We start from the raw sequence: 12,335 nt of genomic DNA on the forward strand, positions 1-12,335 counted from the left end.
GATAGTTGTAGTGGCGCCTTAGAGCGCGTTCTCACCCGTCATAATATTATTGACCGTGATTTTTGCGATTTCCTCTAAGGCTTCGAGCGTGAAGAACCCTTGGTGGCCCGTTATTAAAACGTTCGGAAACGTAGTTAAGCGCTGAAAAATATCATCCTGAATTATGTCTTGCGAATGATCGTTAAAAAACAGTTCGGATTCTCTTTCGTAGACATCTAGCCCTAAATATCCAATTTTTTTCGACTTAAGCCCTTTAATGATGGCATTGTCATCGACAAGCCCGCCTCTTGACGTATTAATTAGCATGACGCCTTGAGGCATTTTATCAATACTCTTCGCATTGATTATATGATGACTCTGTTCGTTGAGCGGGCAGTGCAGGGTAACAATAACGCTTTTTTCAAGTAGTTCATTGAGCGTTACATAATGGGCTCCCATTGTGGTTACATCATTGTTTGGATGCGGATCGAAGCAAAGCACATGGCATCCAAATCCCAATAGTATGCGTATAACCGCTTGTCCAATCTTTCCTGTGCCAATTACCCCTACGGTTTTACCGTGAAGCGTAAAGCCCATCAATCCTCCAAGATTGAAGTTGCCTTCGCGTACTCGGTTGTATGCTTTATGTGTTTTTCGGTTCAACGTAAGGATTAGCGCAATTGTATGTTCAGCTACGGTTTCAGGGCTATAAGCGGGTACGCGGCTTACAGTGATACCTGCCTTTGCTGCTGCATCCACATCAACATTGTTGAAGCCAGCGCAGCGAAGCGCGATATGTTTAACGCCACAGAGTTTTAGAGCTTCAATGGTTTTCCTATTAATGTCGTCATTTACAAACACAACAACATCGCTGAATCCACTGCAACTCGCAGCGGTTGAAGCGTTCAGTGGGTGTTCAAAAAATGTGGCATTGATGGTTTTGTCACTAGCACCGTTTAATGTTTCCAGCAATTCAGAAAACAGAGCGTGTTCATAAGAGCGAGTACTAAAAAAAGCGATGTTTTTGTGTTGTTGGTCGCTGAGGTTATCGTGCGCTTTTTTACGTGCAGAGGTATTCATTTTAGTACCCAGTTAAGTCACTTTGACGGCAAAAAATTACCACATTCACATTCAAACTACATAGATGTAGGTCAATAAATCTAGCGGGATGTATTGAGCACTAACGCATTAGGTATATTTCAAAACGCTCGTTCACTGCCGCCATGTCGGCGGCTATCTAAACTGCAAAGCGTACTAATTCGCTGATAAAAGCTTAGCGATGTCTTTTTCAATGGCTTCTGGTTTTACAGTAGGCGCATAACGTTTTAGCACCTTGCCTTGAGCATTAACTAAGAACTTAGTGAAGTTCCATTTTATACGTTTTGTGCCAAGAAGACCGGGGGCTTCGTTTTTCAATTCATCAAAGAGCGGATTGGCATCTGGACCATTTACATTTGTTTTCTTAAATAATGGGAATGAAACGCCAAAATTAAGGCTACAAAATTGCGCAATATCTTCGTCGCTACCTGGCTCTTGATGTCCGAACTGATCGCAGGGAAACCCTAAAATTTCAAAGCCCTTATCGTTGTACTTTTTATAGAGCGACTCTAGTCCTTCGTATTGAGGAGTAAAGCCACATTTGCTTGCCGTATTAACAATAAGTAATACCTTACCCTTGTATTGTTCAAGGGTAGTTTGTTCACCGTTGTTCAACGTAATAGCGTGTTCATAGAGCGCCAAAATTATTTTCCTATATTTTTGTTGTTGTTAAGTCTGTTACTCTTAGGTAATCCAACCATCTTTGTTAAGTATCTAGAGTATATTTTGTATGAGTAATTTGAAAGTGAGTTTTTTGGGCTTGGGTGTAATGGGCTATCCTATGGCTGGGCACTTGAGCAAAGCTGGCTATTCGGTCACTGTTTATAATCGTACCTCTCAAAAGGCGCAGGATTGGCTAACAACCTATAACACTGGCGACGCTAAAGTCAGTGCTAGCAATACCGTTGCGCAGGCGTGTGAAGGCGCAGACATCGTATTTATGTGTGTGGGTAACGACAATGATGTAAGAGATGTGGGCACACAGGCGTTAGCAGTGATGAAGACGGGTAGTGTATTGGTCGATCATACGACTGCATCAGCAGATATTGCCAGAGAACTATATAAAAGCTGCCAAGATAAGCAAGTTGGCTTCTTGGATGCACCGGTTTCTGGTGGCCAGGCTGGGGCTGAGAACGGGCAGCTGACCATTATGGTGGGCGGCGATGAAGACGTATACAGCACGGTTGAGCCGGTAATGGCACATTATGCACGGCATAGTCAGCTACTTGGTAAGAGTGGCAGCGGTCAACTAGCAAAAATAATGAATCAGATTTGTATTGCCGGCATCGTACAAGGCTTGGCTGAAGCACTACATTTTGGCCAGCGTGCTGGGCTTGATTGTAATGCGGTTGTCGATGTTATTAGCAAAGGCGCAGCTCAGTCGTGGCAGATGGAAAACAGAGCCAGCACTATGCTAAATAACAGCTTTGATTTTGGTTTTGCTGTTGATTGGATGCGTAAAGACTTAAGCATTGCATTGGATGAAGCGCGTAAGAACGGTTCGACTTTGGCGCTTACGGCACTTGTTGATCAATATTATGCAGATGTTCAAAAGCTTGGTGGCGGCCGTTGGGATACATCGAGTTTGCTTACCCGACTAAAATAACGCTAACAGACTAACAAGAATAAAAGGCCCGCTGGTTTACAATAAGATGTACTAAACAGCGAAAAACAGTGGCGTTCTGGAAGCGGTGCGTTGTTATCCATAACGCAGGTTATGGATGTTGCTTTAGTCATTTGCTAATTAAACATTACAGCGCCTGTTCTTGAGCAGATAGCGTAAGCTGTTCCAAACGGGCCTTGTTAACGTCATTCAAGGGGAGTGACATTATTTTGTCGAGTAGCTGTCTGACGTTAAATTTTCGGTAAACACCTGTGTCTGACTCAATCATGCACTGAAGAAGGTTTAAGCCAAACGCTGCGGTATCGGGGGAGAGTTGGAAAGCATCATAAAAATGCCTCATTGCCTTGTTGAATAAGCCTTCGATAAAGAGTTGTGTGCCGGCCTCGTTTATAGAAATGGCCTGTTCGTGATTTAAACCTAACCTTTCTCCACCCGAAAAAATCAGTTCGTCATTCATAACCTGTTCTGAAATAGCTTGTAACTCCGCGTTTTTGCGCTTAGCCATCAAGAGTAACTCACCAGCTTTGCGTTCGTCTCCAAGACCGTGATGTACTTTTGCAGCAATAACGAGGATAGACGGCTCAGTGCGAAGGTAGTTGTCGACGTAGTCGCTTTCAAGCAAATGTGCCGCTTTTTCTAAGTCGCCGTCCAGCACAGCCGAGAAAGCCAGAAGGTAGTCTCTTTTTTGTAAAGTCTGCGGGTCGCCCTGACTTCTTCCGGCAATGCCTACTAATTTTCTAGCCTGAGACAAGCTTTCTTTTCTATTGGTTTCAGGCGACTCTTCTGCAAGAAACAAATAGAACTCAGCGAGCTCAAACGTAAAGTCATTGAACCTATCTTTTGCACTGCGATGCATAGCCCGTTTCTTCTGTAAGAGATCGATGGCTTCTACAACCTTGTCCTGCTTTTGATACGCAATGGTTTTTAACTTTGCAGCCGGTAGGCTTAATTCACTAAACTTAATTTCATTTAAGTATTTTTCTACTTGATCGTAGGAGTCTTGTTCAAATGATATGGATGCAAGCCATTCAAATGCCTTGTCGCGAGCCAAGCTAGAGTTAACCATTTGGCTCAAATGGCTTTTGCAATGTGGCCATTGACCCGAAGCGTACTGGCACTTTACTTTTCCCCATTGTGCCCAAAGGACTTTGTCAGAGCGGGTTAACACGTCGTCATAAATACTCAACGCTCGTTGTAAATCACCATTCTCGAAAAGAAGACGTGCATAAAGCTTTCTAATTTCAGCAACAAGCCGAGGAGGAATGCCTTCGGTGATCTTAGCTCTAACGACACTAATTGCTCGGTCAAGTTGTTTGTTATCCAGCGCGTGCAATACGTTTTTAACAAAGTCTCGATAACTTAAGTAATGGTTAATTTGGCGGGTTAGTGAAGCAATGGTGTATGGCTTAATAAGCAAAACGTCAGGCTGTAAATCCATTATACGGCCAATAATTTGCGGTGAGCGATCAGACGTTAAGAAAATAATGCCTGTGCTAGGTCTTATGAAGCCTGCCTCTCTTAAACTCTGGATCCATTCGACGCCTGTTTTGCCTTGACCTAGGTGATAGTCCATTAACAGGAGTTCAAAGTTTTGCTTTTTAAGTGCCGCTTTCAGTTCTACACCAGACGCAAAGCTACTTACCGATAAGTTAGCAATTGACATTAAATGTCCTCGAAGCGCAGTCCGAGCAGTAGCATTGTCTTCTACTATAGCTATTCTGAATTCCACGGCGACCAAACAAGGTTTACTTACATCAACCTAGCTTATCAGCGGCGAGATAAAAGTGCATTATTAAAAAGGATAACTTTTTTTTGCTTCGTGCTGGAATCTATAGAGAAATAGCATTTCTCGTCACAAAATATTTACGTTAACCCTCAATGTTTTTAAATAATAATTTACCTTTACGTTTACGTAAGGGGTAAGTATTGGTTATTGTAGTCCAAAAGCAAATCAATTGAGGGTATGCCTAATGAATTTTGAATTAACCGATGACCAGTTAGCCTTTGAAGACACCGCCCGTCAATTCGCTCAGCAAGAGCTAGCACCTAACGCCGCTATGTGGGATAGAGAACATCACTTCCCAGTAGAAACAATAAAGAAAGCGGGTGAATTAGGCTTCTGTGGATTGTATGCGCCTGAAAGCGCAGGTGGGCTGGGTTTATCTAGGCTCGATTCCTCCATAATCTTCGAGCAGCTTTCAATGGGATGTACCACGACTACAGCTATGTTAACCATACATAACATGGCAACGTGGATGATTGCCACTTGGGGCACCAGTGAAGTTAAAGATATGTGGTGTGACCAACTGGTAACCGGTGACAAACTTGCATCATATTGCCTAACCGAGCCTGGCGCTGGTTCTGATGCAGCGTCGCTAAAAACAAAGGCGACGAAAGCTGACGGTGGGTATGTCCTTAACGGGTCTAAGGTGTTTATCTCTGGTGCTGGCAGTACGGATGTTCTTGTTGTAATGGCGCGTACAGGGGAAGATGGTCCTAAGGGCGTATCTGCATTCGCGGTTCCGGCTAATACCGACGGGATTGAGTACGGTAAAGCCGAAGAAAAAATGGGGTGGAATGCACAGCCCACTCGTATGATCACGTTCGATAACGTGAAATTAGATGCTAGTTGGTTACTTGGCGAGGAAGGACAAGGCTTTAAAATGGCCATGCAAGGGCTTGATGGCGGCCGAATTAATATTGCAACTTGCTCGGTAGGAACTGCACAGCAGGCGCTAAACGTTGCGCGTGACTACATGAATGAACGTGAGCAGTTTGGTAAACCTATTGCAGGTTTCCAGGCATTACAGTTTAAATTAGCTGATATGGCTACTGAACTTGTTGCAGCGAGACAAATGGTACGTATGGCGGCTTGTAAGCTGGATAATAACGACCCAGACAAAACCACCTATTGCGCTATGGCGAAAAGGTTCGCGACAGATGTTGGCTTCAATGTATGTAACGATGCCCTTCAGCTACACGGCGGGTACGGTTATATCAAAGAATATCCGTTGGAGCGTCACTTCAGAGATGTTCGCGTACATCAAATATTGGAAGGCACCAATGAAATTATGCGCGTTATCATTGGTAGACGTTTGCTGTCAGATGAGAGAAGTGTACTGTAGTACACTTCGCTATCGAACTAATTCGGGCACGATTTAATGGACTATGGGAAGGAGTGAAAATGACAGATGTGGAATCGGTAGTCATTGTTGATGAAATCAAGACGTCTAGCAACGACTACACAATAGGCCGTTTAACGCTTAACAAGCCAAAGGCATTAAATGCATTGGATTTGGAAATGGCTGGCATCATGCTTGACGCGCTTCAGCGATGGCAGTCTCGCAACGATATCGTAGCTGTTGTGATCGATGCTGCTGGCGAGAAGGCATTTTGCGCCGGTGGTGACATAGTGTCTATGTACAAATCGATGGTGGAAGCTAATGGGCAAATTCCAGCTTTCTTAGAAACATTTTTCGAAACTGAGTACACGCTAGATTATACTATTCACAATTACAATAAGCCTATTGTTGTATGGGGCAGTGGTATTGTTATGGGCGGTGGCATGGGGCTTCTATGCGGTGCAAGCCATCGAATAGTAACCGAAACCTCTCGTCTTGCTATGCCGGAAATTACGATAGGTTTGTACCCGGACGTAGGCGGAAGCTATTTTCTACCTCGCTTACCAGGTAAAGCAGGTCTCTTCCTAGGTCTAACAGGCGGCCAAATGAATGGCTCCGATGCTTGCTTTGTAGGGCTTGCAGACAGTTTGCTGGCGAGTACCGAAAAAGACACTTTGCTTAATACCCTTGTAGAATACACGTGGGAAAAGACCGACAGCGAAAGTTTGGCTTCTAGTGTTTCGCACATTATCGACACAATGAAAACGCCTGAAGAACTTCCCAATGGCAACGTTGAGCCGAATATGGCACTTATTAATGACTTGTGTTCGGCTGACAATGTTACCGACGTAGTTCATGCCATTCTTAACGCAGACATGAGTGAGAATAAGTGGTTACAAAGAGCGCAAAGCACTCTAGCCAAAGGTTCTCCTATCACTATGCATTTGGTGTTCGAGCAATGTAAGAAAGGTGCGAATATGACGTTGGCTGACTGTTTTAGAATGGAAGCTGATATGTCCTGTCGATGTGGAGAAAGTGGTGAGTTCCAAGAGGGTGTAAGAGCGCTTTTGATTGATAAAGACATGTCACCACAGTGGAAATACAAAACAGTAGATGAAGTGCCGCAAAGCGCAATAGCACATTTCTTCACTTCTCCATGGGCTGAAGAGCAACATCCATTGGCAAAGCTGTAGTGTAAAAGTTCTCCAAAAAAGCACGAAAGCGCCCAGTATTAGTGTTAACTCGGCGTGTGATGTTGTTACGCTTATTGCCGTAAAGGTGTCGGGTTTGATATCCTTTACGGCAAATTCTCAGTAAAAAGAACCTGTCATGTGGCACTGCCCACTTTGTAAACTCCCTATATCATTACATACAACGCCTATTCGCTGCGAAAACAACCATACCTTCGATAAAGCGAAATCTGGTTACGTTAACCTTTTGCCTGTTCAATTTAAAAAATCGAAACTTCCGGGTGACGACAAAGCAATGGTGAGAGCCAGAAGGGAATTCCATCAATTAAATGCCTATAAGCCGTTGAAAGATAAATTAGTGACGCTGGTGGAAAAGGTACTAAATGAAACGGCAACCAATGAAGAAGCATCAAAGAATGCCATAAAGGTTTATGACGCGGGTTGTGGTGAGGGGAGTTACTTGGATGCGATGGTACAAGGACTTTCAGCGAGTGGTTTAAAGGTTGAAGGAGCAGGTAGCGATATCGCCAAAATCGCAGTAGAGCTGGCAGCTAAAGCGTACAAACAAGCACAGTTCGTTGTTGCTAGCAGTTTCGATTTACCCCTAAGCGGTAACTCGCAAGATGTGATGATTCAGGTTTTCGCACCTGGGAGTAATGAAGAATATGTGAGGGCTCTTAAAAACAATGGCCTTTTAGTGACGGTCGATCCTGCGCCTGAACACCTGTTTGAGCTTAAACAGCAGGTGTACGACAATCCAAGACAGCATGAAATCGACAACCAAGAACGAGATGGGCTTACACGGGTTTACAATGAATGTTTTTCCTTTCCTATCCATTTCGAAAGCGAAGAACATGCGCTGGCACTTATCAGAATGACGCCGTTTTACTGGAAACTGCCAAACGGCAAAATCGATGAGATTGTTGAAACGTTGAAAAGCGTAACTGCAGACTTCCATATTCAGCTATGGCAAAAAACACCACAGTAATATCTAATACCAGTCCGCATAGATCATTACCCACTCAGCGAGAGTTAAAATGTTCGTAATCGCGCCGTGTTAACGCAGGTATAGTGGTTCTACATAAAGGTGACGCAACAAAGAGTACGGACATTAAAAAGGGCCTTTCCAACGGCCCTTTTTTAATAAACTCGGTTTTATGAAGCGCAGTTCAACTGTTTACGCTTTTGCCCTGTTTGACGCCGTATTATTAGTGGTGCTATTTGACGGATTACTTCTGCGCTTAGCTGGTCGTTTAGCGGCACTTCCTTCACTTCCTGAGCGTCTTCGACCTGCAGGCTTTCCACCGCTATTGTTGCGCGAATCCGATTTACCTGCGCGCGGATTACCATTTCCGCTACGGTTGCCTTGACGTTGACCCGACTTTTTATTCTCGCCACTTCGTTTACCTTCGCTGCCGCTCTCACCTTGTGGTGCTTTCGGCTTTTTCGGCTTCTTGGGCTTTTTAGGCTTAGAAAGCGTGGTAACAGGCACGGCTTGCTGAGGCTCGAAACCTTCCAACGTTTCACGAGGAAGCAGTTTTTGAATCAGTGTCTCAATATCTTTCAGGTTTTGCAGTTCTTCAGCACATACAAATGACCAAGCCTGTCCACTAGCGCCTGCGCGCCCTGTACGACCAATTCGGTGAACATAATCAGCAGCCGTATTGGGTAAGTCTAGGTTTACAACGATAGGCAATTCACTAATGTCGATGCCGCGTGCTGCAATATCGGTGGCTACCAGCACTTTAATTGCGCCATTTTTAAAGTCAGCAAGCGCTTTAGTTCTCGCTCCTTGGCTTTTATTACCGTGAATCGCGGCACTTGGAATTTTTGACCGAGTTAGCTTTTCTGCAATACGGTTAGCACCGTGTTTCGTGCGGCTAAACACTAACACCTGCTCCCACTTTTGCTGTTTGATCAGACAAATAAGCGCGGTCGTCTTTTTAGATTTATCAATGGTCACTAAGTGCTGTTGAACCGCTTCTACCGTGGTATTGGCTGGCGCGGTTGAAATACTCACAGGGTTGCGCGTTATTGTTTTCGCCAGTGCAGTGATTTCATCAGAAAACGTGGCTGAAAACAGTAAGCTTTGACGCTCTTGTGGCAATAGCTTCAATACTCTCCTAATGTCGTGAATAAAGCCCATATCAAGCATTCTGTCGGCTTCATCCAATACCAACACTTCAAGCTGAGAAAACTTAACAGCGTTTTGCTGGTAGAGGTCAAGTAATCGTCCAGGCGTAGCAATTAACACATCCACACCTTTACGCAGCTTCATCATTTGAGGATTAATCCCTACACCACCAAATACCACGGCAGTTTTTAACGGCAAAAACTCGCTGAACGCTCTGATGCTTTCTTCTACCTGAGCAGCAAGTTCTCGCGTGGGTGTTAAGATAAGTGCCCGAACATTGTTGCCAGATACAGGTTGTCCTTCCATCAATCTCTGTAAAATAGGAAGTCCAAATCCTGCAGTTTTCCCTGTTCCCGTTTGCGCAGCTGCCAACACATCCTTTCCTTGCAATACTTCTGGTATTGCCTTTTCCTGGATTGGTGATGGTGTACTAAATCCTCGTTTTTCAATAGCTTTTAACAAGGGTTCAGCGAGCCCTAATTGGGTAAATGACATTAATAAACTCCTGTCATAGGTATTTATAAAAAATTGCATACCGCAAAGGTATAAGCGTTAGTGCTTTATTGCTAACCGTGGGGGTTATAGATTACTGGGAAAACCTAAAGAGATACGCCATTGCCAACTTGGCTTATTGGTGTTTGACATCAAGAAAAGAACGTAGGTGTTTACTCTTACAAATTGCGCGCGGAGTCTACCACTAAAAGCCGAAAGCCACCAGCGCATTTTTTGTTCAAAACCTAGTTAAGCCTGTCTGACGTTTCACTTAATAAGTTCCAATTTACATAGCATAACAGCAAGGGAAGTTTCATCGGCTTTTCGCACTAAGGGAATGGTCTTAAACCGTACTGTCTTCCCTCATTTTTAGGAGAGATATTGTTATATTTATATTTTTATCAAAACGATAAATATCTATTTAATACGAATTTTGCGACCTAGAAACGTAAACTTTTCAAGTAACAGAGTTTAATTATATTTATCAACACCTTAAGACATTTAGCTTTTAAAAGTGTGCGTTAAAAAACAAGTTAAACAGGGCTCTTCTACGTAAAAACACCTCAAAACCTTTGAAATTAAAGACAACTTGATAGCCAATTTCTGTTGGATAGATAAAAAAAGCTTTACCATATTTGTTATAACAGATAAAAAGCGCGCAGTTATTCCACGCTCAAATTACATCCACGCTGCTGCAGTGTGGTAAACAAGTGAAGTAGAAAACATGAATGTTGATAGTTTAACCCAGCACTTTGAGGAAAAGTTGGCTTTAGTTAAAGCATCGGTGATGTCTGATAGCTTTGTTATCCAGCTTACAACAATCGCAGTTATTTATTGCGTTGCATTTTTGCTTGCACGACAAGTAAAAAAGCCATTTAAGTTTACCCGAGAAAAGCCACAGCAAGGCGCACATACTATGCACGGCTTTTTATACAATCTGGGTGAGGCACTATTCCCGCTTATCACCATCAGTATGCTAAAGCTTACTACCGTGTTGGGGGCGCAATTTCAGTTTGATGCATGGCTATTGGAAATAGCCGTTGTTGTAGCACTAATGCTGTTTGTTAATTCCTTGATTACTGGTTTTGTCGAAAACAACACCATTGCAGCGTTTATGCGATGGGTGGGTTTACCTATCCTATTTTTACACTTAGTTGGCGTGCTTCCGCTGATAACTTCCGCATTGGAGTCAATGGCAATATCAGTCGGCAATGTTGAAATTTCAGCGTATGGCGTAACAAGAGTACTGTTGTTTGGTGGCTTGCTGTTCTGGCTAGGCCGCAGCTCGAACGCCATTGGTCAAGATATTATTCGAAACCATAAGTCGCTCGACGTTTCTACCAAAGAAGTGTTCGCAAAGCTGTTTGAAGTTGCCCTGTTCTGTGTGGTGTTTCTTTTATTGCTTAACGTCATGGGAATTAACCTTACCGCACTAGCCGTGTTTGGTGGTGCAGTAGGTGTGGGTTTAGGCTTAGGTCTGCAGTCCATCGCATCAAACTTCATTTCGGGCATCATTATTCTATTGGATAAATCGTTGACCGTAGGCGATTACGTTGAATTGGAAGACGGGCAGAAAGGTATCGTCAGAGAATTTAAAATGCGCTACGCCGTATTAGAGACATATGACGGTAAAGATGTACTGGTGCCTAACGAAAAGTTTATCAGCTCCTTGCTAATAAACTGGACACACAAAAACCAAAAACAACGTTACCGCATCGACTTTTCTGTCGCCTATAAAACTGACATCCGCGCGATGGTAGAGATTATTAAAGAGGCAGTATCGGAACATCCGCAGGTGATCAGTGGCGATGATGTTCCATTTGAAGAGCTGCCTGACTGTGAAATAGATAGCTTTGGCGACTCTGGCGTTAACATGTTCGTTGAGTTTTGGATGGAAGGGGTGGACGATGGTAAAAACCGCGTGGGTGGCGATTTGCTGCTTACTGTGTTTGAAACATTACGCGAGCACAACATTGAAATACCGTTCCCTCAACGCGAAGTAAGGGTTATCAACGAACAAGGCATTGGTATTCGAAATACCACACCGTAGCCAAACTCGCTCATGACATGAGCGCTTTCAGTCATACCTTCGCGCTGGCTAAAACCTAGCGCGAAGCGTATCCCATTGCCACTCTTGGGCAGACAGACCTAACGTCTGGACAAACTTTGCATAGTCTTCTTTGCCCATCGCTGACGCTACGGTTTTTAATTGAGATTTGGCTTTTATTGCTTTTACCTGCAGTAACTCCAATCGCTTATCGGCACTTGAATCGAAGTTTTCACTGATGATTGCATTCGCTTTATTGGTCGCTTCCCACGCTGTAATAACATAGCCCACCAGCTTTATGTAAACACCTACCATACGCTTTCGCTCAAATATGTTCTCAAACAGTGAGCCAGATAACGACTTTTGGAAACTGGCCTCTGTTTCTAAGGCAACAAATTGCTCGGCGTTCTTTAGCTCATTCAACACATTGTGTAAAAGCTTAATGTGGGCGTGCGTATTAAGTGCGTCGACGTGAAGTGCATTAATATCGTCGCTTAGCATTTCTAAATTGACCAACGTTCGTTGAAGACTAGCCATTGTGGTAATTGTCTGTAGAAGCGAAAAATAAAGGTTCAGTGTATCGAATTAAAGATGGGTTTGCGATGGTCTCGCGGGCGTTTTAGTCACATTAAGAATTCATAACATAACT

General features: G+C 43.6%; 10 protein-coding genes. 5 read left to right on the forward strand and 5 right to left on the reverse strand.

Annotated features, from left to right (window positions below):
- Positions 1–18 precede the first annotated feature (18 nt).
- Positions 19–1,059, reverse strand: coding sequence for a 2-hydroxyacid dehydrogenase (locus tag MASE_RS09235; protein WP_014949472.1), 1,041 nt, complete (start codon positions 1,057–1,059; stop codon positions 19–21).
- A gap of 174 nt (positions 1,060–1,233) precedes the next feature.
- Positions 1,234–1,719 carry a glutathione peroxidase gene (locus MASE_RS09240; RefSeq protein WP_014949473.1) on the reverse strand — a complete coding sequence of 162 codons (486 nt, stop codon included), beginning with the start codon at positions 1,717–1,719 and terminating at the stop codon, positions 1,234–1,236.
- Between the two features lie 88 nt (positions 1,720–1,807).
- Here MASE_RS09240 and MASE_RS09245 point away from each other — a divergent pair, with 88 nt between their 5' ends.
- Complete coding sequence (locus MASE_RS09245) at positions 1,808–2,683, forward strand: NAD(P)-dependent oxidoreductase (RefSeq protein ID WP_014949474.1); 876 nt, start codon at positions 1,808–1,810, stop codon at positions 2,681–2,683.
- 145 nt (positions 2,684–2,828) lie between these two features.
- Here the strand turns inward: MASE_RS09245 and MASE_RS09250 are convergent, their stop codons facing one another.
- Positions 2,829–4,412, reverse strand: a complete 1,584-nt coding sequence (locus MASE_RS09250; RefSeq protein WP_075176671.1) for a response regulator — start codon at positions 4,410–4,412, stop codon at positions 2,829–2,831.
- Positions 4,413–4,671: 259 nt separating this feature from the next.
- Here MASE_RS09250 and MASE_RS09255 point away from each other — a divergent pair, with 259 nt between their 5' ends.
- The 3 genes from MASE_RS09255 to MASE_RS09265 all read left to right on the forward strand — a co-directional run bounded on the left by MASE_RS09255 (position 4,672) and on the right by MASE_RS09265 (position 8,001).
- Positions 4,672–5,826 (forward strand): acyl-CoA dehydrogenase family protein, encoded by a 1,155-nt coding sequence (locus MASE_RS09255; RefSeq protein ID WP_014949476.1) that lies wholly within the window; start codon positions 4,672–4,674, stop codon positions 5,824–5,826.
- Positions 5,827–5,885: 59 nt separating this feature from the next.
- Positions 5,886–7,016, forward strand: a complete 1,131-nt coding sequence (locus MASE_RS09260) for an enoyl-CoA hydratase/isomerase family protein (RefSeq protein WP_014949477.1) — start codon at positions 5,886–5,888, stop codon at positions 7,014–7,016.
- Positions 7,017–7,152: 136 nt separating this feature from the next.
- Positions 7,153–8,001 carry a putative RNA methyltransferase gene (locus tag MASE_RS09265; protein ID WP_014949478.1) on the forward strand — a complete coding sequence of 283 codons (849 nt, stop codon included), beginning with the start codon at positions 7,153–7,155 and terminating at the stop codon, positions 7,999–8,001.
- A gap of 189 nt (positions 8,002–8,190) precedes the next feature.
- Here MASE_RS09265 and MASE_RS09270 read toward each other — a convergent pair whose 3' ends face one another.
- Positions 8,191–9,642: a DEAD/DEAH box helicase gene (locus tag MASE_RS09270; protein WP_014949479.1), complete on the reverse strand. Its 1,452-nt coding sequence runs from the start codon at positions 9,640–9,642 to the stop codon at positions 8,191–8,193.
- Between the two features lie 721 nt (positions 9,643–10,363).
- Between MASE_RS09270 and MASE_RS09275 the strand changes: the two genes are divergently transcribed.
- Entirely contained in the window at positions 10,364–11,689 is a 1,326-nt protein-coding gene (locus MASE_RS09275) for a mechanosensitive ion channel family protein (RefSeq protein WP_014949480.1), read from the forward strand.
- A gap of 48 nt (positions 11,690–11,737) precedes the next feature.
- Here the strand turns inward: MASE_RS09275 and MASE_RS09280 are convergent, their stop codons facing one another.
- Complete coding sequence (locus MASE_RS09280; RefSeq protein WP_014949481.1) at positions 11,738–12,223, reverse strand: hypothetical protein; 486 nt, start codon at positions 12,221–12,223, stop codon at positions 11,738–11,740.
- Positions 12,224–12,335: the final 112 nt, after the last annotated feature.

Origin of the sequence: Alteromonas macleodii ATCC 27126, assembly GCF_000172635.2 — a bacterium.
Taxonomy (GTDB): domain Bacteria; phylum Pseudomonadota; class Gammaproteobacteria; order Enterobacterales; family Alteromonadaceae; genus Alteromonas; species Alteromonas macleodii.

Excerpts from the sequence above, each read along its gene's own strand:
- MASE_RS09235 (WP_014949472.1), bottom strand. The coding sequence starts at position 1,059 with ATGAATACCTCTGCACGTAAAAAAGCGCACGATAACCTCAGCGACCAA.
- MASE_RS09255 (WP_014949476.1), top strand. The coding sequence starts at position 4,672 with ATGAATTTTGAATTAACCGATGACCAGTTAGCCTTTGAAGACACCGCC.
- MASE_RS09270 (WP_014949479.1), bottom strand. The coding sequence starts at position 9,642 with ATGTCATTTACCCAATTAGGGCTCGCTGAACCCTTGTTAAAAGCTATT.
- MASE_RS09245 (WP_014949474.1), top strand. The coding sequence starts at position 1,808 with ATGAGTAATTTGAAAGTGAGTTTTTTGGGCTTGGGTGTAATGGGCTAT.
- MASE_RS09260 (WP_014949477.1), top strand. The coding sequence starts at position 5,886 with ATGACAGATGTGGAATCGGTAGTCATTGTTGATGAAATCAAGACGTCT.
- MASE_RS09275 (WP_014949480.1), top strand. The coding sequence starts at position 10,364 with ATGAATGTTGATAGTTTAACCCAGCACTTTGAGGAAAAGTTGGCTTTA.
- MASE_RS09280 (WP_014949481.1), bottom strand. The coding sequence starts at position 12,223 with ATGGCTAGTCTTCAACGAACGTTGGTCAATTTAGAAATGCTAAGCGAC.
- MASE_RS09265 (WP_014949478.1), top strand. The coding sequence starts at position 7,153 with ATGTGGCACTGCCCACTTTGTAAACTCCCTATATCATTACATACAACG.